Genomic DNA, 21,479 nt, shown 5'->3' with positions numbered 1-21,479 from the left:
GGACGGGACAGGAGGGGGTCAGGTGGTGCGGCTGTTGTCGAACACCTTGAGCAGCTCGTCCGGGGCGGCCAGCATCGTGCGGCGGCCCAGGATCGCCAGGACGACGAGCGTGAGGACGAACGGCACGGCGTTCAGCGCGAACTGGTTGACGGCGATGCCGGAGGTCTGCAGGACGGAGGCGAGCGACAGCGCCGCGCCGAACAGGTACGCGCCGGCCATGATGCGGACGGGGTTCCACATCGCGAAGATCACCAGGGCCACCGCGATGAACCCGCGGCCGGCGATCATGTTCTCGAACCAGCTGTTGGCGTAGGCGATGGAGATGTGGGCGCCGCCGATCCCCGCCAGCGCACCACCCGCGACGGTCGCGCAGTACCGCACGGCCCGGACGGAGTACCCGTTCACCTCGAGCGCCTCCGACCGCTCGCCCGCCGTCCGCACCAGCAGCCCGACGCGCGTGCGGAACAGCACCCACCAGATGACCGGCGCCGCGACGTAGGCGACGTAGACCAGCGGGTCGTGGTCGAACAGGATCGGGCCGAGCCCGGGGATCTCGCTCAGCCCCGGCACGGGGACCGGTGTGAACGCGTTGATCTGGCGGCTGACGTAGGAGACGCCGAACAGTGACGTGACGCCGAGCGCCAGGAAGTAGAGGGTGAGCCCGCTGGCGAACTGGTTGGCGCGCCGGCTGACCACGAGGACCGCGTGCACCAGGCTGAGCAGGGCACCCGCGAGCGCGCCGCCCAGGACGCCGAGCCACGGGTTCCCGGTCTCCGCCGTCACCGCGTACCCACCGAGGGCACCGAGCAGCATCGCGCCCTCGGTGCCGAGGTTGATGACGCCGCCCCGCTCGGAGATCGTCTCCCCGAGGCCCGCGTACATGATGGACGTGCCGCCGCGGACCGCCCCCGCCAGGATGTCGATGATCACGAGCGCACCTTCCGCGGGCCGGTCCAGCCGAGGACGGCCAGCAGGACCAGCCCCATGAGGATGTTGACGCTCGCCGCCGGCAGGCCCGAGCCGATCTGGAGGCTGTTGCCGGAGACCGCGATCGCGGCCAGCACCAGCGACGCGAGCAGCAGCGGCAGCGGCTTGTGCCGGGAGAGCCAGCTGGCCAGGAACGCGACGTAGCCGATGGTCAGACCGAACGTCGGCCGCAGCTTGTACTCCATCCCCGCGAACTGGATGAACCCGGCGAGCCCGGCCAGCGCGCCGCCGAGCAGCAGCGCGGTGAGCAGCAGCGTGACCACCGGCAGTCCGGCGCGGCGGGCGGCCTCCGCGTTGCCGCCGACCACGGAGAGCCGGAAGCCCCACGTGGTGCGGGTCAGCGCGAACCAGACGGCACCGGCGGCGACCACCGCCAGCGCCACCCCGACGTGGATGGCGGTCCCGGCGAAGACCGGCAGCTTCATCGCGTCGTTGAGCTCGACGCTGGTGGACTGCCCGAGCGCCGCCGGGTCCTTCCACGGGCCGAGGATGAGGAAGAGCATCGAGTAGAGCGCGACGTAGTTGAGCAGCAGCGTGGTCACGGCCTCGTTGACCTTGACGACGAGGCGCATGGCGGCGGCGATGCCGGCCCACGCCGCACCTGCGGCCATCGCGGCCAGGATCATCAGCAGCATGATCAGCCACGGCGAGGCGACCGGCGTGAGCCACAGCGCGACGCCCGCCGCGGCCACGCCCCCGATGATCAGCTGCCCCTCGCCGCCCACGTTCACCAGCCCCGCGCGCGCCGGCACGACGACCGCGAGACCCGCCAGCGCGATGGGCGCCGCGCGCAGCACGATCTGCTGGAACTGCCCGGGCTGCGTCAGGGTCGAGGTCCAGATGTCGGCGTAGACCGCGAACGGGTCCGCGCCGTTGGCCAGCACGAACGCCCCGAAGACCACGAGACCGGCGATCAGGGCACCCACCCAGCGCAGGAGCGCGGCACCCCGGACCCGCACGCGCCGAGGGGGTTCGGCGGGCGGCGCGGCCGCAGCGGACGCGGGGGCCTCCTTGGTCACCTCCTGGCTCATGCGACACCTCCGAGCATCAGTCGTCCGATCGACATCCGGTCGGCGCCGGCGGTGTCGACGACCCCGACCACGTGGCCGTCGTGCATCACGGCGATCCGGTCGGCGACGGCGATGAGCTCGTCCAGGTCCTCCGAGACCATGAGCACGCCGGCCCCGCGGGCCCGGTGCTCGAGCAGCAGCTCCTGCGTCCGGCGGGTGTTCGCGACGTCGAGGCCGCGGCTCGGGTAGGCCGCGACCACCAGAGCGGCGTCCTGACCCAGCTCGCGCGTGAGCAGGACGCGCTGGATGTTCCCTCCGGACAGCGACGAGAGCGTGCGCCTGGTCGGCGCCATGTGCAGACCGACGCGCTCGTCCAGCACCGCGGTGCGCGCACCGACGGCCGGCCAGTCGACGCCGAGCCCCCGTCGGGGCACCGCGCGGCCGTCGAGCACCATGTGCTCCAGCACCGTCAGCCCCGGCACGACCGAGTCCGCCACGGGGTCCTCCGGCACCGCGACCGCGGCACCGTCGCCGGCGTCGACCGACCCCGACGTGACCGGCCGGAGCCCGAGCGCGACCTCGCACAGCTCCTTCTGGCCGCTCCCCGCGACACCCGCCACGCCGACGAGCTCCCCGGGGTAGACGGCGAGGTCGACGCCCTTGAGCGCCACGTGCCCGCGGTCGCCGAGGGCCGTGGCGCCCGCCAACGTGAGCACCGGGTGATCCCGCGGCGGGACCGCGGCACGCTCCACCGCGAGCGGCGGCACCCGCCGCCCGACCATCGCCTCGACCAGCTCGGCGTCCGAGAAGTTGCCGGGGTCCTCCGCGTTGAGGATCACCTGCCCGCCGCGCAGCACGGTCACCTGATCGGCGATCGCGCGGACCTCCCCCAGCTTGTGCGTCACCAGGACGACTCCCAGCCCGCGGTCGCGCAGCTGCGCCACGACGCCGAACAGCGCCTCGACCTCCTGCGGCGCGAGCACGCTCGTCGGCTCGTCGAGGATGACCAGCCGCGCACCGGTCATGAGGACCTTGAGGATCTCCGCGCGCTGCCGCTCGCCGATGGACAGGTGGCGGACCTGCGCGGACGGGTCGACCGCCAGCCCGTACGCCTCCGACGCCTCCGTGATGCGCGCCGCCAGCTGCGTCAGGCGCAGCCTCGGGCCCTCCGGGAGCGCGAGCGCGATGTTCTCGGCGACCGTGAGGGCGGGCACCAGCCGCAGGTCCTGGAACACCATGCCGATGCCGAGGGCACGCGCGTCGGCCGGGCTGCCCGGCGCCACCGGGGCGCCGTCGACGAACATCCGGCCCTCGTCGGGCGTGTAGACGCCGTAGATCATCTTCAGCAACGTGCTCTTGCCGGCGCCGTTCTCGCCGATCAGCCCGTGCACCGTGCCCGGCAGGACGGTGAGGTCGACGTCCCAGTTGGCCTGCACCTCGCCGAAGCGCTTGGACAGGCTGCGCACCTCGAGGAGCGCGGCCGGCTTGCCGACCCGGCCGCGTGCGCGGGCGACGGCGTCGGTGCTCATGGCCGGCTCGGCCGAGCGACAGTATCCACAGCGGTATCCGCTCGTGTATCCATGCGGGGAGACTAGGAGCGTGATGTTTCGGGCATTCGCGGCACACGTAACGCTTGCGTGTCTGCGGCGCGCCGGTGCTCGACGCTCCACCTACGCTCGCGCCATGCCCCGGACCCGCGTGCTCCTCGTGCACGGCGCAGCGACGACGGCGCGGATCTGGGACCCGGTGACCGAGCTCCTGCGCGCCGACGAGCTCGACGTCGTCGCCCCCGACCGCGCGAGCAGCGGCGACCTCGCCGTCGAGCTCGCCGCCCTGGCCGACGACGCCGCGGGCGCGATCGTCGTCGGGGTGAGCGGGGGCGCCACCCTCGGGCTCGCCCTCGCGGCGTCCGACCGGATGCTGGCGGCTGCCGTCCTGCACGAGCCGGCCGTCGGCTCCCTGGTCCCGGGCCTGCTGGACCACGTCGTGGCCGGGTACGCGGCCGACGGTGTGCCCGGGTTCGGTGCCGCGCTCTACGGACCGTCCTGGGACCCGACGATGGCCCCTGCCGATCCGGGAGCCGTCGGCCGCGACCTCGCGATGTTCCGCCGGTTCGAGCCGTCCGCGCCGAGCCCCGGACAGGGCCGCGTCCTCGTCACCGTCGGTGAGCTGTCCCCGCCAGCGCGGCACCAGGCGGCGTGGGCACTGCACGACCGGCTGGGCGTCGAGGTCAGGGTGCTGCCCGCGACGGGGCACTTCGTCCAGCACGACAACCCGGGGGCGCTGGTCGAGGCGATCCGGTCGGTCCTCTAGCCGCGGAGCTCCGCGAGACGCCCGGCGAGCTCCACCTCGTCGGCGTCGACCTCCACCAGCTTGTCGCGGCTGGTCGCCCCCGACACCAGCCGGACCTGCCGCGGCCGCACGCCGAACGCCTTGGCGAGGGCATCGAGCGCGGCCTGCGTGGCGGCGCCGTCGACCGCCCGGGCGCTCACGGCGACCACCAGCCGGTCGGCGCGCGTGCCGCCGACCTTGGTGCGGGACGCGCCGGGCCGGACCCGGATGGCGACCCGCACGTCAGGCCCGCGGCGGCGCGACGAGCCGGCCTGGTGCGCGGCGGGCGCGCGCGAACAGCACCACGCCGACGACGGCGACGACGACCCCGACCAGGACGAACGGCCACGGGTTCGCCTGGGCGATGCACTCCGACGCCCCGGTCACACCACCGGTGCAGAACTCGCCGGGACCGAACCGGTTGAGCCAGCCGATGGACAGGGGCAGCGCGCCGAGCCCCGTGACGATGCCGAGCTGTGCGGGGCGAGGACCCTGGCGCACGACGAGCACGCCGACCACGAGCAGGAGCCCGAGCGCGCCGAAGAGCCCGACGGTCCCGACGTCACGACCGAGCCCGAAGCCGACCCCGATCCCCGCGCCGAGCAGCGCCCACCCGAGGAACGCCCCCACCCCCGTGCCCGGGCGTGCGACCGCGACCTCCTCGGCCCACACGGTCAGTGCACCCGGCTCAGAGCAGGCCCAGCGCCCGCACCGCGTCGCGCTCCTCGACCAGCTCCGCGACCGACGCGTCGATCCGCGTCCGCGAGAACTCGTCGACCGACAGGTCCGGCACGATCTGCCAGCGACCGTCGACGGAGGTGACGGGGAACGACGAGATCAGCCCCTCGGGCACGCCGTACGAGCCGTCGGAGACGATGCCCGCCGAGGTCCAGTCGCCCGCGGGCGTGCCGTGCACCCAGGTGTGCACGTGGTCGATGGCCGCGTTCGCCGCCGACGCAGCCGACGACGCGCCGCGCGCCTCGATGATCGCGGCGCCACGCTTGGCGACCGTCGGGATGAAGGTGTCGCGCACCCAGGCGTCGTCGCCCACGACCTCGAGCGCGGGCCGACCGCCCACCGTCGCGTGCGAGAGGTCCGGGTACTGGGTGGCGGAGTGGTTGCCCCAGATGGTCAGCCGCGCGATGTCGCCGACCGTCGACCCCGTCTTCGTCGCCAGCTGGGAGAGCGCGCGGTTGTGGTCCAGGCGGGTCATCGCGGTGAACCGCTCGCTGGGCACGTCGGGGGCGTGCGAGGCCGCGATGAACGCGTTGGTGTTGGCCGGGTTGCCCACGACCAGCACGCGCACGTCGTCGGCGGCACCGGCGTTGATCGCCTCGCCCTGGGGCTTGAAGATGCCGCCGTTGGCCGAGAGCAGGTCCCCGCGCTCCATGCCGGCGGTGCGCGGCCGGGCGCCGACGAGCAGCGCCACGTTGACCCCGTCGAACGCGGCGGTGGCGTCGTCGTAGATCTCGACGCTGTCCAGCGTGGTGAACGCGCAGTCGTCCAGCTCCATCGCGGTGCCCTCGGCCGCCTTGACCGCCTGCGGGATCTCCAGGAGACGCAGCCGGACCGGGGTGTCGGGGCCGAGCAGCTGACCGGACGCGATGCGGAAGAGCAGCGCGTAGCCGATCTGGCCGGCGGCTCCGGTGACGGTCACGGTGACGGGCGAGCTGGCCACGGAACGGGCTCCTTCGATCGACGACGACGGCGCCCTCACGCTACCCCGCAGACGACGGACGGCGCCCACCCGAGGGTGGACGCCGTCCGTGACGTTCGAGGTCAGGCGAGCTTGGCCGCCAGGTTGGCGTCGAGCGTCGCGAGGAACTCCTCGGTGGTCTGCCACGCCTGGTCCGGGCCGACCAGCGACGCGAGGTCCTTGGTCATCGCGCCCGACTCGACCGTCTCGACGACGACCTGCTCGAGCGTCTCCGCGAACTGCGTGACCTCAGGGGTGCTGTCGAGCTTGCCGCGGTGCTTCAGGCCACCGGTCCAGGCGTAGATCGACGCGATCGGGTTGGTCGACGTCGGCTTGCCGGCCTGGTGCTGGCGGTAGTGGCGTGTCACGGTGCCGTGCGCGGCCTCGGCCTCGACCGTCTTGCCGTCGGGTGTCATGAGCACGGACGTCATCAGGCCGAGCGAGCCGAAGCCCTGCGCGACCGTGTCGGACTGGACGTCGCCGTCGTAGTTCTTGCACGCCCAGACGTAGCCGCCCTCCCACTTCATGGCCGCGGCGACCATGTCGTCGATGAGGCGGTGCTCGTAGGTGAGCCCGGCGGCCGCGAAGTCCGCCGCGTACTCGGCGTCGAACACCTCCTGGAAGATGTCCTTGAACGAGCCGTCGTAAGCCTTGAGGATCGTGTTCTTCGTCGACAGGTACACGGGGTAGCCGCGCTGCAGGCCGTAGGCGAACGAGGCGCGCGCGAAGTCCCGGATCGAGTCGTTGAAGTTGTACATGCCCATGGCCACGCCGCCGCCGTCGGGGTACGTGACGACCTGCTGGTGGATCGGCTCGGAGCCGTCGGCGGGCGTGAACGTCATGGTCAGCGTGCCGGCGCCGGGGACCTTGAAGTTGGTCGCGCGGTACTGGTCGCCGAACGCGTGACGGCCGATGATGATCGGCTTGTTCCAGCCCGGCACCAGGCGCGGGATGTTGCTGATGATGATCGGCTCGCGGAAGACGACACCGCCCAGGATGTTGCGGATGGTCCCGTTGGGCGACACCCACATCTTCTTCAGGCCGAACTCCTCGACGCGGGCCTCGTCGGGCGTGATCGTGGCGCACTTGACGCCGACGCCGTGCTCCTTGATCGCGTTCGCCGCGTCGACGGTCACCTGGTCGTCCGTGGCGTCCCGGTTCTGGATCGACAGGTCGTAGTAGCGCAGGTCGATGTCGAGGTACGGGTGGATCAGGCGGTCCTTGATGAACTGCCAGATGATGCGGGTCATCTCGTCACCGTCGAGCTCGACGACCGGTCCGACTACCTTGATCTTCGCCATGCGGGGATCTCCTGATGCTGGGGACGGGTGGGGGCACGGCACGATGGAGCGTCTGCCGGCGCGGGTCCGCGGACAAGATTACTCGACGTCGAGAGATCCATGTGTGGCGGCAGAAGCCGAACCCCGCGTTTGCCGTGACCGGACCGCGCGGGACTGGCATGCTGGCCCACGTCAGGGGAACGACGCCGAGCACCGCGTCGTCACGACCGCACAGCCGGGCGTGGCAGGCTCCCCGCGCACCAGATCGCCCATCGACGATGACTCACGACAGGATCGACATGTCACAGGACAACCCCGAGAAGGCCGCCGGCTCCCCGGAGCCGGACACGACCCCCGCCGCCGCACCGGCTCCGGCCCCGGAGGAGACGACGGCCGCCGCCGCGGCCGACCCGGTCGTCGAGCAGCCCGTCGTCGAGGAGCCCGTCGTCGCAGCGGAGCCCGCGGACGAGGACGTCGTCGTCGAGGAGCTCGACGCGTACGTCGTCCCCGCCGGCACCGTCGTCGTGACCGGGCCGAGCCTGGTCTCCCGGCTCGGCGCCGAGGCGTTCGGCACCTTCGCGCTCGTGCTCGTGGGCCTGGGCATCGCGCTCTACAACGGCATCAGCCAGCTCGGCGCGCTCGCCGTCGGTCTCGGCTTCGGCATCGCGGTCGTCGCGGCGATCATCGCCGTCGGCCACGTGTCGGGCGGCCACTTCAACCCGGCCGTGACGCTCGGTGCGGCCATCGGCGGGCGTACCCCGTGGAAGGACGTCCTGCCCTACTGGCTCGCGCAGCTGGTCGGCGGCATCCTCGCGGCCGCGGTCCTGTTCATCACCGTCCCGTCGGCTCTCCCCAGCGCCATCACGCAGGACCCCGCGTCCACGGCGAAGTCCTTCTTCAGCAGCGTCGCCAACGGCTTCGGTGAGCACTCGCCGCTGTCCACCGCCTCGCAGGGCACGGTGGAGTTCTCGCTGGTCATCGGCCTGCTCGTCGAGATCGTCGTCACCGCCGTGTTCGTCGGCATCATCCTGGGCGCCACCGACCGCCGGTCGGCCAACGTGCAGGCGCCGTTCGCCATCGGCCTGTCGCTCGCCGTGCTGATCTTCGTCGCGATGCCCGTGACGAACGCGTCGCTCAACCCGGCCCGCTCGACGGCCGCCGCAGTCTTCTCGGAGAGCTGGGCCCTGGGCCAGCTCTGGCTGTTCTGGGTGGCCCCGCTGGTCGGTGCCGCGCTGGCCGGCCTGGTCTACCGCGCGTTCGCCGCGGAGCCGGTCGAGGACAACCTGCTCGAGGAGGACGACGCGTACGTCACCACGGACGACGTCCTCGTGGTCACGGAGCGCTGACCTCCGCCTGACCCCTGCACGCCCGGACGCCCGGCACCCTCGTGGTGCCGGGCGTCCGTGCGTCAGCGGGGCAGGATCTGGGCGAGCAGCGCGATGCCGGTGCCGAACAGGACCAGGACGACGACGTCGATGGCCTTGGCGCGCACGCTGAGCGCGACGGGACCCGGCGACGGCAGGACCGCCCGGACGAGCGCGCCGACGAGGGCGACCCCGGCGAGCACCCACGCGCCCTCACGGGTGCCGACGACGAGGGCCACCAGCGTGGCGACGACGATGCCCGAGCAGGTCCACCAGAGGGACACGTTGCGGGCGGCGTCGAGCGACGCGCGCGCGATGGCCCGAGGGTCCAGCGGTGCCTGCTCGACGGGGATCGGACCGGTCGACGGGGGCGTCGGGTCGGCCGGTCGCGCGGGCGGCACATCCGGCACGTCCGGCACCGCGGGCTCGGAGCGCTTCGCGGATCCGGGGTGAGCGGGAGCCGCGCGATGCACCCCGGCTCCCCCGCTCATGCGCTCCCTCACCATCTCGCTCGTGCCTACCGACGGGAGACTACCGTTGCGAGGTGAGCGCCCGGACCGACGACGAGCACCTGGACCCCTCCGTACCGCGGGACGTGCTGGTGGTCGGCGCGGGACTCGCGGCCACCCAGACCGTCGCCGGCCTGCGCGAACGCGGGTTCGGCGGGCGGGTCGTCGTGCTCGGCGCCGAGGGCATCGCCCCGTACGACCGCCCCCCGCTGTCCAAGCACCTGCTCGACCGGCCGACGCCCACCTGGCTCACGGACGAGATCGGCGTCGACCTGCTCGCCCTCGCCGACGAGGTCCACCTGAGCACCCCCGCCCGCGCGCTGTCCCTCTCGGGCGCGCGCCCCGAGGTGCTGACCGACGACGGCCCGATGTCGGCCGACGCGCTCGTCGTCGCCAGCGGCGCGCACGCGGTGCGCCCGGCCGGGTGGGAGACCGCGCTGACCCTGCACACCGCGGCAGACGCGGACCGGCTGCGCGCGGCGCTGGTCCCGGGGGCGCGCCTCGTCGTGATCGGCGCGGGCTGGATCGGCGCGGAGGTGGCAGGGGTCGCCGCCGCTGCCGGCGTCGAGGTGGTGGTGGTCGAGGCGACGGGCGCGCCGCTCGCCGCGGCGCTCGGCCAGGCCGTCGGCGAGCTGACCACCCCGTGGTACGCCGCGGCCGGCGTGCGGCTGCTGACGGGCGAGCACGTGGTCGAGGTGGGCGCCAACGGCGTGGGCCTGGCCGACGGCAAGCTGATCGCCGCCGACGTCGTCCTGGCAGCCGTGGGCGCGCGCCCGACCACCGACTGGCTCGCCGGGGCGCTCCCCCGCGAGGACGACGGCTCGCTGCGGGTCGACGAGCACCACGCGGTGCTCGGCGCGCCGCGATCGGTCCGCGCGGTGGGCGACGTCGCGCTCCGGCGCTCCCCGCGGCACGGGTGGATCCCCGGTGGGCACTGGGACGGTGCGCTACGCGGACCCGCCGGGCTCGTCGCCGACCTGCTGGGCACCCCCGACGACACCCCGGCCGACATCGCGCCCTACGTCTTCTCCACCCAGCTGGGGCACGAGCTGGCCCTGTTCGGGCACCCGCGCACGCCGGACGAGGTGGTGCTCCGCGGCGACCCGGCCGGCCAGGGCTGGGCGGCGCTCTGGTTCCGGCGCGGCTCCGACGAGGTCTCCGCGATCCTCACCGTCGACCGCCCGCGCGACGTCGGGGCCGCGCGCCGGCTGTTCACCGGCGCGGCGCTGCCCCGGCTCGACCGCGCGGCGGCGGGCGACCCGGGGCGTCCCCTGCGGTCCGCTGCACTCGTCTGATCAGCTCGGCTGATCAGCTCGCCTGATCAGTGGGCGAAGTGGCGCGTCCCGGTCAGGTAGAGCGTCACCCCGGCGGCCTGCGCCGCGGCGACGACCTCCTCGTCGCGGACGGACCCGCCCGGCTGCACGATGGCGCGCACCCCGGCGTCGATGAGCACCTGGGCGCCGTCGGCGAACGGGAAGAACGCGTCCGAGGCGGCCACCGCCCCGCGGGCGCGCTCGGCGTCCCCGGAGTTGGCGCGCTCGACCGCGAGCCGGCACGAGTCGACGCGGTTGACCTGGCCCATCCCGACGCCCACGGAGGCGCCGGCGTCGGCCAGCAGGATCGCGTTGGACTTCACGGCGCGCACGGCCCGCCAGGCGAACGCCAGGTCGGCGAGCGTGGCGTCGTCGGCCGGCGCACCGGCCGCGAGCGTCCACGTGGTGGGGTCGTCGCCGGGGGCGTCCACCTGGTCGAGCTCCTGGACCAGCAGGCCTCCGCTGATCGCGCGACGCTCCGTGCGCACGCCGTCCACGGGGGCGACCCGCAGCAGGCGGATGTTCTTCTTGCGGCCGAGGATCTCGAGGGCCTCGGGCTCGAACGCGGGCGCGACGACCACCTCGGTGAACACCGGCGCGATCTGCTCCGCGGCCGCCGCCGTGAGGGTCCGGTTGGTGGCGATGACACCGCCGAACGCCGACACCGGGTCGCACGCGTGGGCCTTCGCGTGCGCGTCGGCCACGTCCGAGCCGACCGCGATCCCGCACGGGTTGGCGTGCTTGATGATGGCGACGGCCGGGTCGGTGTGGTCGTGCGCGGCGCGCCAGGCAGCGTCCGCGTCGACGTAGTTGTTGTAGCTCATCGCCTTGCCGTGCAGCTGCTCGGCACCGGCCAGACCGCGGCCCGCGGCGCCGTCGGGCGTCAGGTACAGCGCGGCCTGCTGGTGCGGGTTCTCGCCGTAGCGCAGCACCTCTCCGCGCACCCACGTGGTCCCGGTGAACGCTGGGAAGCCGGAGTCGGCGGCCTGCTCGTCGGGCGCGTACTCGGCGGCGAACCAGCTGGCCACCGCGGCGTCGTAGGCGGCGGTGTGGGCGAACGCGTCGGCCGCGAGCAGGCGTCGCGCGGCGAGCGTGAACCCGCCGGCTCCGACGGCCGCGACCACCTCGTCGTACCGCGCCGGATCCACCACGACGGCCACGCTCGGGTGGTTCTTCGCCGCGGCGCGGACCATCGACGGTCCGCCGATGTCGATCTGCTCGACGCACTCGTCGGGACCGGCGCCGGACGCGACCGTCGCGGTGAACGGGTACAGGTTGACGACGACCAGCTCGAACGGCTCGATGCCGAGCTCCTCCAGCTGCGCGAGGTGGGCGGGGAGCCGGGTGTCGGCCAGCACGCCCGCGTGCACGCGCGGGTGCAGCGTCTTCACGCGCCCGTCGAGGCACTCCGGGAAGCCGGTGAGGTCCTCGACGCGGGTGACAGGCACGCCGGTGGCCGCGATCGTCGAGGCGGTCGAGCCGGTGGAGACGATCTCGACGCCGGCGTCGTGCAGGGCTGCGGCGAGCTCGGTCAGGCCCGTCTTGTCGTAGACGCTGACGAGCGCGCGGCGAACAGGTCGCTGGGTATCGGTGGCTGGCATGACGGCTCCCGTGATGCAGGGTCGGCTAGGCGGACCCATGCACCCAGGCGGGCGGTGCGTGGCGGGGCACTGCGGTCGCTCCCCGGTGGTTGCACCCACCTGCGCCAGTCACGACCGTGGCCGAGTCTAGCCGAGCGTCAGCCGACGATCGCGTGCCGACCCTCGACGCGCAGCCCTTCGCGCGCGATGCGGCCGACCCACTCGACCAGCAGCCCCTGCTCGACTGCCTTGATCCGCTCGTGCAGCGTGGCCTCGTCGTCGCCGGGCTCCACCGCGACGGCGGCCTGCGCGAGGATCGGGCCCGTGTCGACGCCGTCGTCGACCACCATCACCGTGCACCCGGTCACCTTGACGCCGTGGGCGAGCGCGTCCCGCACGCCGTGCGCACCGGGGAACGACGGCAGCAGCGCGGGGTGGGTGTTGACGATCCGCCCGCCGAACCGGCCGAGGAACGTCGCCCCGAAGAGCTTCATGAACCCGGCGCAGACGACGAGGTCCGGCGAGAAGACGCCGACGGTCTCGGTGACCGCGGCGTCCCACGAGGCGCGGTCGTCGAAGTCCTTGAGCGAGACGACCGCGGTCGGGATGCCGGCCTCGCGCGCGATGTCCAGGGCCCGGATCCCGCTGCGGTCCGCCACCACCGCGACGACGCGCGCCCCGTAGGCGGGGTCGTCGTGCGCGGCGAGCAGGGCCGCCAGGTTCGAGCCGGTGCCCGAGACGAGGACCACGAGCCGGCCCGAGTCGCGCGTGGCCGGGGTGGGGCGGTGAGGTGTCTCGTGCGTCACGGGCCGACCCTACCGGCGCCCGGTGTGCGGTCGCCGTCACGGCTCCGTGGGCGAGAATGGCTCCCGTGAGCAACCCCTACGCGCCCCCGGAGGACCGTCCGCGCACGCCGGACGGCGACAGGGCGGACGCGCCGGCCCCCCAGGACGGACCCTCGTGGCCGCCACCGATGCCCATGCCCGTGCCCCGGACGCCGGTCGCGCTCGAACCCGAGCCCCAGCCGCCGGACCCGGTGCTCACCGCGCGCGCTGCGGGCCTCACACGGCTGTTCGGCGTCCTCGTCCTGGCGTCCGTGCTGGTGGCCACCCTGCCGCTGCCCTGGCAGGCGCCCGCGCTCCTGTTCGCCCTGCCTGCGCTCGTCGTGGGCGTCAGGGCGCTGGGCGTGGCCGCCCGTGCCCGGACGCGTGGGCTCGTGCCCCTGCTCGCGGCCGGTGTGGTGGTCGCGCTGCTGTGGACCACCGCCCTGGGCGTGATGGCCTACACCTGGCCCGCACTGCTGGCGCAGCAGAAGTGCCTCGAGGGGGCTCTGACGATCAGCGCGACGAGCACCTGCGAGTCGCAGTACCAGAAGGAGCTCAGCACGTTGCTCACCCCGTTCGAGGAGGCCAGCACGGGGTCCTGACGGCGGTCAGTCCCCCTCGCGCGACCGCACGCCGCGGAGGCGACGGCCGAGCTGCTCGCGCAGCAGCGCGTCGCCGGGCAGCGCCACGAGCAACGCCCCCACCAGCACGCCCGCACCGGCCCGCAGGCCGACGACCATGCCCTGTGCGCCCACGACCTCCAGCCTGTCCGGCCCGATCCCGCCGCTCGCCGCCGTCACCAGGACCGCGACCACGACCGTGGCGGTCACCCCGGCGGCGGCGCACGCCACCATCGCGTCCCACCAACGCTGGGCGGGCAGCCGACGGTGGACGTACCAGCCGACGAACGCGCCCACGCCGACGACCACCAGGGGCACGAGGCTGGTCGCCGGACCCGCGACGTCCGGAGCCGGGAGCGCACCGAGCAGCGGGACCGCCGGGAGCGCACCGCCCAGCACCCCGTCGGGCCCGAAGTGCGTCCCCTCGCCCACCGCGAAGCCGGCGCCGGACAGCCACGCCAGCGCCCACACCACCAGGTTGGGCAGGTAGGCCAGCTCGGCGACCGCCAGGACGACGCCGCCCACCGCATCGAGACCGAGACCACGCACGACGTCCCCGATGGTGGCCCGGCCCGCGACGACCCACAGGGTGGTCACGAGGGTGGCGACGAGCACCAGGGCGGCTGCCCCGAGCACGCCACCGGCGGCGCCGGTGCGCAGGGGCGCCGGGCACCGCGACCACACGGGACGGGCGAGGGTCCGCAGCGGCGGCGCCTCCGGGCGCGCCAGCAGACCGGTGCCCAGCCCGACGGCGGAGACCAGCGCCCCCCCGACGAGCGCGTGCCCGGGCGAGCCCCCGGACAGCAGCGCCACGACGACCGTCACCAGCACGTACGTCCCGACGCCCGCGGCATAGGACGACCAGGTGGCCAGCCCGGACCGTCGGGCCGACGCGTAGCAGACGAAGAGTGCGACCGCGGTCACGCCGAGCGGGACCAGGGACACCACCACGGGGCCGACGTGGGCCGGCACGCCGTGCCCGAGGAGCCAGAAGGCGGACCCGACGCCCACGGAGCGGAACCAGCCGACCCCGCTGTTGGAGGGGTCGGCCGAGGTGGCGACGTAGGCCGCGACCGCCGGCAGTGCCAGCACGAGGAACGAGAGGAGGGCCGCCTGGAGCGCGGACAGCACGCCGGCGACCCAGCGCGGGGCGCCGTCGAGCGCGCTGGTGAAGAAGGTCGGGGCGGGCTCGTCGACCAGGGTGCGGCGACGGCGACGGTCGACGACGGGGGTACCCCCCGTGCGGGGGCCGGTGGTGCTCACCGTGCCATCGTCGCCGCCTGGCTCGCCCGAGCGCCGAACCCCGCGCGGCGCGTCGGCCGTCGGGTGAGACACGTCGGCCCCGGCGAGCGCTGGCTCACCGGGGCCGAGAGTCGAACGAGGTCCGCCGGTGCTAGCTCACCAGCTGGCGCGCCAGGAGGGCCGTCTCGGACGGCGTCTTGCCGACCTTGACGCCCGCGGCCTCGAGGGCCTCCTTCTTGGCCTGCGCGGTGCCCGACGAGCCCGAGACGATGGCGCCGGCGTGGCCCATGGTCTTGCCCTCGGGTGCCGTGAAACCGGCGACGTAGCCGACGACGGGCTTCGTGACGTGCTCGGCGATGTACGCGGCGGCCCGCTCCTCGGCGTCGCCCCCGATCTCGCCGATCATCACGATGACCTCGGTGTCGGGGTCCGCCTCGAACGCCGCGAGGGCGTCGATGTGCGTGGTGCCGATGATGGGGTCGCCGCCGATGCCGATGGCCGTGGAGAACCCAAGGTCCCGCAGCTCGTACATCATCTGGTAGGTCAGCGTGCCCGACTTGGACACCAGGCCGATGCGGCCCGGGCCGGTGATGTCCGCCGGGATGATGCCGACGTTGGACTTTCCGGGGCTGATCAGGCCGGGGCAGTTGGGGCCGATGAGCCGCACGCCCTTGTCCAGCGCGAGCGCGAAGAACTCGGCGGTGTCGGCCACCGGGACGCCCTCGGTGATGATGACGACCAGCGGGATGCCGGCGTCGATCGCCTCGACGACGGCCGCCTTGGTGTGGGCCGGCGGCACGAAGACCACGGACACGTCGGCCCCGGTGGCGTCCATGGCCTCGGCCACGGTGCCGAACACGGGGACGTCGGTCGCGGTGTCCCCCTCACCGAAGGTGACCGAGGTGCCCGCCTTGCGCGGGTTCACCCCGCCGACGACGGCCGTGCCGGACGCGAGCATGCGGGTGGTGTGCTTCTGGCCCTCGGAACCCGTCATGCCCTGGACGATGACCTTGGATGCCTCGGTCAGGAAGATCGCCATGGTGGTGTCTGCTTCTCTCTGCGTCTGTGTGGGTCAGCGGTCTCAGGCGGCGGCGTGGGCGAGCTCGGCAGCCTTGTCGGCGCCGCCGTCCATGGTGTCCGCGATGGTGACCAGGGGGTGACCGGCCTCGGCCAGGATCCGACGGCCCTCGAGCACGTTGTTGCCGTCCAGGCGCACGACGAGCGGCTTGTTCTCCTCGTCGCCGAGGATCTCGAGCGCCGCGACGATGCCGTTGGCGACGGCGTCGCACGCCGTGATGCCACCGAAGACGTTGACGAAGACCGACTTGACCTGCGGGTCCGTCAGGATGATGTGCAGGCCGGCCGCCATGATCTCGGCGCTCGCGCCGCCGCCGATGTCCAGGAAGTTGGCGGGCTTCACGCCGCCGTGCGCCTCACCGGCGTACGCGACGACGTCGAGCGTGCTCATCACGAGCCCGGCGCCGTTGCCGATGATGCCGACCTCGCCGTCGAGCTTGACGTAGTTGAGGTCCGCCGCCTTGGCCCTGGCCTCGAGCGGGTCCGCCGCGGCGGTGTCCTCGAGGTCGGCGTGCTCCGGGTGCCGGAAGGAGGCGTTCTCGTCGAGCGTGACCTTGCCGTCGAGCGCGACGATCTCGCCGTCCTCGGTGAGGACCAGCGGGTTCACCTCGACCAGCGTGGCGTCCTCGCTGCGGTAGACGGTCCAGAGCGTCTGGAGCACCGCGGCGACCTTGGGGGCGATCTCGGCGTCGAACCCGGCGGCGCGGACGATCTCGTCGGCCTTGGCCTGGTCGATGCCGGTGCGCGGGTCGACGGCCACCTTCGCCAGGGCGTCGGGACGCTCCACGGCCAGCTGCTCGATGTCCATGCCGCCCTCGACCGAGCACATCGCCAGGTAGCGGCGCTCGGAGCGGTCCAGCAGCAGGGAGAAGTAGAACTCCGTCGCGATCTTCGCACCGGCCGCGATCATCACGCGGTGGACCGTGTGGCCCTTGATGTCCATGCCGAGGATCTCGGTGGCCTTCTCGGCCGCGTCGTCCGCGGACCTGGCCAGCTTGACGCCGCCGGCCTTGCCGCGGCCACCGACCTTGACCTGCGCCTTGACGACCACGACGCCGGGCTGACCGCCCAGGAGCTGCTCCGCGCCGGCGCGGGCCTCCTCCGGGGTGGTGGCGACGACGCCGCCGAGCACGGGGACGCCGTGCTTCTCGAAGATGTCACGTGCCTGGTACTCGAACAGGTCCACCTGGTCTGGGTCCTCTCATCAACCGGCGTTCGACGGCCTCTGTGCGGCCGAAACGCCCCGGTCGATGGTAGCCGCCGGGTGGAGATCTCTTCACATCGAGAGATGTGGCGTGCGCAACGCCCGTTCTTCACGGTTTCTCCCCGACGCGTCCCCGAACCCTTCCCGACAAACCGGACGTTCCGCTACGTTCGCCCGCATGAACCCAGTGACGCACGTCGCTGCAACGCTCGATCCCGGCGGTTCGTCGGCGTCCCTGCGTCGGCCGCGGTGAGCGCCCCCTCGGACACGGCGCCCACGGCGTCGGTCGCCCGCCTCGCCGTCGTGCGCGAGGTGACGGGTCGCATCCCCGACCCGCGCGCGCTCGGCCGTCCCGTCCTCGTCGGGGTCGACGGCATGGACGGCGCCGGCAAGACCACGTTTGCCGACGAGCTGGCCGTCGACCTGCGACGCGAGGGCCGGGACGTGGTGCGCGTCTGCGTCGACGGCTTCCACCGACCCCGTGACGAGCGCTACCGCCAGGGCCGGCACTCCCCCGAGGGGTTCTGGGCGGACTCGTACGACTACGACGCGCTGCGGACCGAGGTGCTGGAGCCGTTCGCCCCGGGCGGCTCCCGGCGCTTCCGGCGCGCGGTGCGTGACGTCGCGAACGACAACCCCCTGCACCTGCCGCGCGAGGCCGGCACCGACCGCACCGTGCTCGTGGTCGACGGGATCTTCCTGCACCGAGACGAGCTGGCCGCCTGGTGGGACCTGTCGGTGTACCTCGACGTCGACTTCGCCGAGACGTTCGCGCGGATGGCCGTCCGCGACGGCTGCTCGCCCGACCCCACCCACCCCGCGAACACCCGCTACGTCGAGGGCCAGCGCCGCTACCTGGCCGCCTGCCGGCCGGCATCCCGCGCCACGGTGGTCGTCGACAACCGCGACCTGGCCCACCCCCAGGTGATCCCCCACCCCTGACCCGGCCCCACCCGCGGACGTCCGCACTCCGGCGGCCTCCTCCCCGCACGAGTGCGGACGTCGTCACCCCTCCCGCCGCTGCGTCCGCACTCCGTCGGGTTCCTCCCCGCACGAGTGCGGACGTTGCTGTCAATGTGGGTTGACAGTCTCCTGCGTGTCAACGTAGGTTGACGGCATGTCCGATGAGCTCATGACCGCAGCCGCGAGTGCTGCCGAGCCTGCCGAGGGCCTGCGGGCCGTGCGGGCGCTGCGCGCGCTCGCCGACCGGCTGGAGGCCCTGCACGTCGAGCGCGCCCGCCGGCTCGGCTGGTCCTGGCAGCAGGTCGCCGACGCCTTGGGCGTCTCTCGGCAGGCGGTCCACAAGAAGTACGGGAAGAGGCTCGGCTGATGTTCGAGAAGTTCGCCAAGGACGCACGCGAGGCCGTCGTCCGCGCGCAGGACGAGGGCCGCGCGCTCGGCGCCGACAGGATCGGCACCGAGCACGTGCTGCTGGGCATGGTCCGGACGCCCGACACCGTCGCCGCGCGAGCGCTCGAACGGCTGGGCCTCCACCACGCCGAGGTGCTCGCCACGGTCCGCACGCTGCCGGCGCACGCGATCGACGCCGACGCGCTGGCCGGTGTGGGCATCGATCTCGACGCCGTCCGCGCACAGGTCGAGGCCTCGTTCGGGCCCGGAGCGCTGGACACGCCGCCGCCGACGCGCGGCTCCACCGGTCACCTGCCGTTCGAGCCCGCGTCGAAGAAGCTGCTGGAGATCGCGCTGCGCGAGGCGGTCCGCTGCAAGCACCGGCGGATCGACACCGGGCACCTGCTGCTCGCGGTCGCGCGGCTGGACGACACCACCGCGTACCGGGTGCTCAGCTCCCTCGGCGTGGGACCCGCGGCCGTGCGCGAGTCCGTCACCGCCGTGTGGGCCGACGTCCCGGTGGGCTGAGGGACCCGGATGCCGACCGACTGGGCTGCGGTGGTGGCGCGCGGCAGGTTCGCCACGCGCGCACGCCACCTGTCCCGGGCGGACCGCTACAGCTTGGTGACCGGCGAGAACCTCAGCAGCAGGCGCTTGGTGCCGTCGGTGCCGAAGTCGACCTTGGCCACCGCGTTCGGGCCGGCACCCTCGAGCCCGATGACCGTGCCCAGTCCGTACGAGTCGTGCGTGACGCGGTCACCGATCGCCAGCTGCGGGATCGCGGAGTCGGGGCGCGGCTTGGCCGAGCCGAAGGTGGCACCGGTGGACGGCAACGTGGGCCGCGCCTCGCGCTCGACGCGCGGTGCCGACGAGGCCCGGTAGCCGCCCCCACCGGAGGACCCGTAGCCCGAGCCCCACCCGCCGCGCAGCTGCGAGGTCGACGACTCCCGCCGACGCCAGTCGATGAGCTCGTCCGGCAGGTCGTCCAGGAAGCGGCTGGGCGGGAACTCGTTGGGCACCCCCCACGCCGTACGGACGGCTGCTCGCGAGATGTACAACCGCTCGCGCGCACGGGTCAGCCCGACGTACGCCAGCCGGCGCTCCTCCTCCAGCTGCTGCGAGTCCGACAGCGACCGCAGGTGCGGGAACGTGCCGTCCTCCATGCCGGTGAGGAACACGACCGGGAACTCGAGGCCCTTGGCGGTGTGCAGGGTCATGAGCGTGACGACACCGGGGTCGGGGCGGGACTCGTCGTCGCCGTCCCCGCCGTCGTCGTCCGGGATCTGGTCGGAGTCCGCGACGAGCGAGACGCGTTCGAGGAAGTCGGCGAGAACCCCCTCGGGATCACTCTGCTCGAACTCGGACGCGACGGCGTGCAGCTCGGCCAGGTTCTCCACCCGGGAGCCGTCCTGCGGGTCGTCGCTGGCCCGCAGCTCCGCGAGGTAGCCCGACCGGTCGAGGATCGCGCCGAGGACCTCGGCCGGGCCGGCGGTCGACGCCAGCGTCCGCAGGTCGGTCATCATCGAGGCGAAGGCCGACAGGCCCGTGATCGCGCGCGTGCCGAGGCCGGGGACCTCGTCGAGCCGGTCGAGAGCGGCGCCGAACGAGATGCGCTCGCGCTCCGCGAAGGAGGCGACCATGGCCTCCGACCGGTCCCCCAGCCCGCGCTTGGGCACGTTGAGGATGCGGCGCACGCTCACGTCGTCGTCGGGGTTGTCCAGCGCGCGCAGGTACGCGACCGCGTCCTTGATCTCCTTGCGCTCGTAGAACCGCGTGCCGCCGACCACCTTGTACGGCAGCCCGACGCGGATGAGCACCTCCTCGAGCGCGCGGGACTGTGCGTTCGCGCGGTAGAACACGGCGACGTCGCCGGGCCGGACCCCGTCGGAGTCGCCCAGCCGGTCGATCTCCTCAGCGACGAACCGCGCCTCCTCGTGCTCGGTGTCCGCCACGTAGGCGACGATCTGGGCGCCCGCCCCGGAGTCGGTCCAGAGTCGCTTGTTCTCCCGGCCGGGGTTGCGGCTGATCACCGCGTTGGCGGCGGACAGGATGGTCTGCGTGGACCGGTAGTTCTGCTCGAGCAGGATGGTCCGCGCGTCCGGGTAGTCCACCTCGAACTCGAGGATGTTGCGGATGGACGCCCCGCGGAACGCGTAGATCGACTGGTCCGCGTCGCCGACCACCGTGAGCTCGCCGCGCGGGAGCTCCATGTCCGTGGAGTCGTCGACGATCCCCCGCGAGGAGCCCACCAGCTCACGCACCAGGGCGTACTGGGCGTGGTTGGTGTCCTGGTACTCGTCGACCAGCACGTGCCGGAACCGGCGCCGATAGTGCTCGGCGACGGCGGGGTACGCGCGCAGCAGGTGCACGGTGGTCATGATCAGGTCGTCGAAGTCGAGGGCGTGCGCCTGCTTCAACCGGGCCTGGTAGCGCGTGTAGACCTGCGCCAGGGCGGTGTCGAAGTCGTTCGCCGCGCCGCCGCCGGAGGTCGCCGCGAACGTCTCGGGGTCCACCAGCTCGTCCTTGAGCGACGAGATCTTGTTCGCCAGCGCCTTGGCGGGGTACCGCTTGGTGTCGAGGTCGAGCTCGCGCGCCACCAGGGTGAGCAGGCGCTGCGAGTCCGCCGAGTCGTAGATGGAGAAGCTGGACCGCAGGCCCAGGGTCGCGGCCTCTCGGCGCAGGATCCGCACGCATGCCGAGTGGAACGTGGACACCCACATGCGGCCGGCGGCCGGGCCGACGAGGCTCTCGACGCGCTCGCGCATCTCCGCCGCGGCCTTGTTGGTGAACGTGATCGCGATGACCTCGCCCGCGCGGGCCCGTCCCGTGGCCAGCAGGTACGCGATGCGGTTGGTCAGCACCCGCGTCTTGCCCGATCCCGCGCCGGCGACGATCAGCAGCGGCCCGCCCTGGTGCAGGACGGCCTCCCGCTGCTGCGGGTTGAGGCCCCTGAGCAGGGCGTCGGCCTCTGCCCGGCGGCGGACGGCGGCAGCCTCGGCCGCGGCGTCGCCGGAGGGGTCTGCCGAGGCGCCCGGCAGGGGCAGGGAGAGGTTCTCGAAGAGCGACGTCATGGCGCTCCCAGGATAGGCGCC

The 21,479-nt window shown here is 73.5% G+C and carries 21 protein-coding genes and 1 riboswitch; of the genes, 7 read left to right on the top strand and 14 right to left on the bottom strand.

The features are described 5' to 3' along the window. Positions 1-18: 18 nt before the first annotated feature. The 3 genes from HP550_RS13265 to HP550_RS13255 are packed head-to-tail and all read right to left on the bottom strand — an operon-like array spanning position 19 to position 3,526. A complete protein-coding gene (locus HP550_RS13265) occupies positions 19-930 on the bottom strand; it encodes an ABC transporter permease (protein WP_210768027.1) in 912 nt (303 codons plus the stop codon). Continuing rightward, positions 927-2,018 carry an ABC transporter permease gene (locus tag HP550_RS13260; RefSeq protein WP_175348130.1) on the bottom strand — a complete coding sequence of 364 codons (1,092 nt, stop codon included), beginning with the start codon at positions 2,016-2,018 and terminating at the stop codon, positions 927-929. The genes HP550_RS13265 and HP550_RS13260 overlap by 4 nt, the downstream gene beginning before the upstream one ends. Continuing rightward, the gene (locus HP550_RS13255; protein ID WP_175348129.1) at positions 2,015-3,526 is read right to left on the bottom strand and encodes an ABC transporter ATP-binding protein; all 1,512 of its coding nucleotides are present in this window, start codon (positions 3,524-3,526) and stop codon (positions 2,015-2,017) included. The genes HP550_RS13260 and HP550_RS13255 overlap by 4 nt, the downstream gene beginning before the upstream one ends. Positions 3,527-3,680: 154 nt before the next feature. Between HP550_RS13255 and HP550_RS13250 the strand changes: the two genes are divergently transcribed. After that, a complete protein-coding gene (locus HP550_RS13250) occupies positions 3,681-4,310 on the top strand; it encodes an alpha/beta fold hydrolase (RefSeq protein ID WP_175348128.1) in 630 nt (209 codons plus the stop codon). Here HP550_RS13250 and HP550_RS13245 read toward each other — a convergent pair. The 4 genes from HP550_RS13245 to HP550_RS13230 all read right to left on the bottom strand — a co-directional run bounded on the left by HP550_RS13245 (position 4,307) and on the right by HP550_RS13230 (position 7,325). Beyond that, positions 4,307-4,570 carry a DUF167 family protein gene (locus HP550_RS13245; protein WP_175348127.1) on the bottom strand — a complete coding sequence of 88 codons (264 nt, stop codon included), beginning with the start codon at positions 4,568-4,570 and terminating at the stop codon, positions 4,307-4,309. The two genes, HP550_RS13250 and HP550_RS13245, sit on opposite strands and share 4 nt — an antisense overlap. Position 4,571: 1 nt before the next feature. Further along, positions 4,572-5,000, bottom strand: a complete 429-nt coding sequence (locus HP550_RS13240) for a hypothetical protein (protein ID WP_175348126.1) — start codon at positions 4,998-5,000, stop codon at positions 4,572-4,574. 16 nt (positions 5,001-5,016) lie between these two features. Further along, positions 5,017-6,006 carry a malate dehydrogenase gene (locus HP550_RS13235; RefSeq protein WP_175348125.1) on the bottom strand — a complete coding sequence of 330 codons (990 nt, stop codon included), beginning with the start codon at positions 6,004-6,006 and terminating at the stop codon, positions 5,017-5,019. 101 nt (positions 6,007-6,107) lie between these two features. After that, complete coding sequence (locus tag HP550_RS13230; protein WP_175348124.1) at positions 6,108-7,325, bottom strand: NADP-dependent isocitrate dehydrogenase; 1,218 nt, start codon at positions 7,323-7,325, stop codon at positions 6,108-6,110. Between the two features lie 278 nt (positions 7,326-7,603). Here HP550_RS13230 and HP550_RS13225 point away from each other — a divergent pair, with 278 nt between their 5' ends. Continuing rightward, the gene (locus HP550_RS13225) at positions 7,604-8,650 is read left to right on the top strand and encodes an aquaporin (protein WP_175348123.1); all 1,047 of its coding nucleotides are present in this window, start codon (positions 7,604-7,606) and stop codon (positions 8,648-8,650) included. A gap of 62 nt (positions 8,651-8,712) precedes the next feature. On the opposite strand, the gene HP550_RS13220 is transcribed toward HP550_RS13225, so the two are convergent. Continuing rightward, positions 8,713-9,159, bottom strand: a complete 447-nt coding sequence (locus HP550_RS13220; protein ID WP_175348122.1) for a DUF3017 domain-containing protein — start codon at positions 9,157-9,159, stop codon at positions 8,713-8,715. A 53-nt stretch (positions 9,160-9,212) separates the two neighbouring features. Here HP550_RS13220 and HP550_RS13215 point away from each other — a divergent pair, with 53 nt between their 5' ends. Continuing rightward, positions 9,213-10,472 carry an FAD-dependent oxidoreductase gene (locus HP550_RS13215; protein ID WP_343048161.1) on the top strand — a complete coding sequence of 420 codons (1,260 nt, stop codon included), beginning with the start codon at positions 9,213-9,215 and terminating at the stop codon, positions 10,470-10,472. Positions 10,473-10,498: 26 nt separating this feature from the next. Here HP550_RS13215 and purH read toward each other — a convergent pair whose 3' ends face one another. Beyond that, complete coding sequence (gene purH, locus HP550_RS13210) at positions 10,499-12,091, bottom strand: bifunctional phosphoribosylaminoimidazolecarboxamide formyltransferase/IMP cyclohydrolase (RefSeq protein ID WP_246280833.1); 1,593 nt, start codon at positions 12,089-12,091, stop codon at positions 10,499-10,501. A 34-nt stretch (positions 12,092-12,125) separates the two neighbouring features. Beyond that, positions 12,126-12,213, bottom strand: a riboswitch (ZMP/ZTP riboswitch). Between the two features lie 15 nt (positions 12,214-12,228). Beyond that, complete coding sequence (purN, locus tag HP550_RS13205; protein WP_175348120.1) at positions 12,229-12,876, bottom strand: phosphoribosylglycinamide formyltransferase; 648 nt, start codon at positions 12,874-12,876, stop codon at positions 12,229-12,231. Between the two features lie 65 nt (positions 12,877-12,941). On the opposite strand from purN, the gene HP550_RS13200 reads away from it, so the two are divergent. After that, entirely contained in the window at positions 12,942-13,496 is a 555-nt protein-coding gene (locus HP550_RS13200) for a hypothetical protein (RefSeq protein WP_175348119.1), read from the top strand. A gap of 6 nt (positions 13,497-13,502) precedes the next feature. On the opposite strand, the gene HP550_RS13195 is transcribed toward HP550_RS13200, so the two are convergent. The 3 genes from HP550_RS13195 to sucC form a co-directional block, all read right to left on the bottom strand. Continuing rightward, complete coding sequence (locus HP550_RS13195) at positions 13,503-14,777, bottom strand: cell division protein PerM (protein ID WP_175348118.1); 1,275 nt, start codon at positions 14,775-14,777, stop codon at positions 13,503-13,505. Positions 14,778-14,907: 130 nt separating this feature from the next. After that, positions 14,908-15,795, bottom strand: coding sequence for a succinate--CoA ligase subunit alpha (sucD, locus tag HP550_RS13190; protein WP_175348117.1), 888 nt, complete (start codon positions 15,793-15,795; stop codon positions 14,908-14,910). A 42-nt stretch (positions 15,796-15,837) separates the two neighbouring features. Continuing rightward, positions 15,838-17,019, bottom strand: a complete 1,182-nt coding sequence (gene sucC / locus HP550_RS13185) for an ADP-forming succinate--CoA ligase subunit beta (protein ID WP_175348116.1) — start codon at positions 17,017-17,019, stop codon at positions 15,838-15,840. Between the two features lie 267 nt (positions 17,020-17,286). Between sucC and HP550_RS13180 the strand changes: the two genes are divergently transcribed. The 3 genes from HP550_RS13180 to HP550_RS13170 all read left to right on the top strand — a co-directional run bounded on the left by HP550_RS13180 (position 17,287) and on the right by HP550_RS13170 (position 18,915). Next, entirely contained in the window at positions 17,287-17,979 is a 693-nt protein-coding gene (locus HP550_RS13180; RefSeq protein ID WP_210768026.1) for an AAA family ATPase, read from the top strand. Positions 17,980-18,154: 175 nt separating this feature from the next. After that, positions 18,155-18,367, top strand: a complete 213-nt coding sequence (locus HP550_RS13175; RefSeq protein ID WP_175348115.1) for a helix-turn-helix transcriptional regulator — start codon at positions 18,155-18,157, stop codon at positions 18,365-18,367. Continuing rightward, a complete protein-coding gene (locus HP550_RS13170) occupies positions 18,367-18,915 on the top strand; it encodes a Clp protease N-terminal domain-containing protein (RefSeq protein WP_175348114.1) in 549 nt (182 codons plus the stop codon). Before HP550_RS13175 ends, HP550_RS13170 begins: the two co-directional genes overlap by 1 nt. 86 nt (positions 18,916-19,001) lie before the next feature. Here the strand turns inward: HP550_RS13170 and pcrA are convergent, their stop codons facing one another. Next, a complete protein-coding gene (gene pcrA / locus HP550_RS13165) occupies positions 19,002-21,458 on the bottom strand; it encodes a DNA helicase PcrA (protein ID WP_175348113.1) in 2,457 nt (818 codons plus the stop codon). Positions 21,459-21,479 lie beyond the last annotated feature (21 nt).

The sequence above is a fragment of the Cellulomonas humilata genome (assembly GCF_013359775.1).
Taxonomy (GTDB): Bacteria; Actinomycetota; Actinomycetes; order Actinomycetales; family Cellulomonadaceae; genus Cellulomonas; species Cellulomonas humilata.
Note: the sequence above shows the minus strand (reverse complement) of the source record. Positions and strands in the feature narration are given on the sequence as shown.

Bases quoted from the DNA above. Each gene is read 5' to 3' on its own strand.
- HP550_RS13260 (WP_175348130.1), bottom strand. From the start codon at position 2,018: ATGAGCCAGGAGGTGACCAAGGAGGCCCCCGCGTCCGCTGCGGCCGCG.
- HP550_RS13255 (WP_175348129.1), bottom strand. From the start codon at position 3,526: ATGAGCACCGACGCCGTCGCCCGCGCACGCGGCCGGGTCGGCAAGCCG.
- HP550_RS13250 (WP_175348128.1), top strand. From the start codon at position 3,681: ATGCCCCGGACCCGCGTGCTCCTCGTGCACGGCGCAGCGACGACGGCG.
- HP550_RS13230 (WP_175348124.1), bottom strand. From the start codon at position 7,325: ATGGCGAAGATCAAGGTAGTCGGACCGGTCGTCGAGCTCGACGGTGAC.
- HP550_RS13225 (WP_175348123.1), top strand. From the start codon at position 7,604: ATGTCACAGGACAACCCCGAGAAGGCCGCCGGCTCCCCGGAGCCGGAC.
- HP550_RS13220 (WP_175348122.1), bottom strand. From the start codon at position 9,159: ATGAGCGGGGGAGCCGGGGTGCATCGCGCGGCTCCCGCTCACCCCGGA.
- purH (WP_246280833.1), bottom strand. From the start codon at position 12,091: ATGCCAGCCACCGATACCCAGCGACCTGTTCGCCGCGCGCTCGTCAGC.
- sucD (WP_175348117.1), bottom strand. From the start codon at position 15,795: ATGGCGATCTTCCTGACCGAGGCATCCAAGGTCATCGTCCAGGGCATG.
- HP550_RS13175 (WP_175348115.1), top strand. From the start codon at position 18,155: ATGTCCGATGAGCTCATGACCGCAGCCGCGAGTGCTGCCGAGCCTGCC.
- HP550_RS13170 (WP_175348114.1), top strand. From the start codon at position 18,367: ATGTTCGAGAAGTTCGCCAAGGACGCACGCGAGGCCGTCGTCCGCGCG.
- pcrA (WP_175348113.1), bottom strand. From the start codon at position 21,458: ATGACGTCGCTCTTCGAGAACCTCTCCCTGCCCCTGCCGGGCGCCTCG.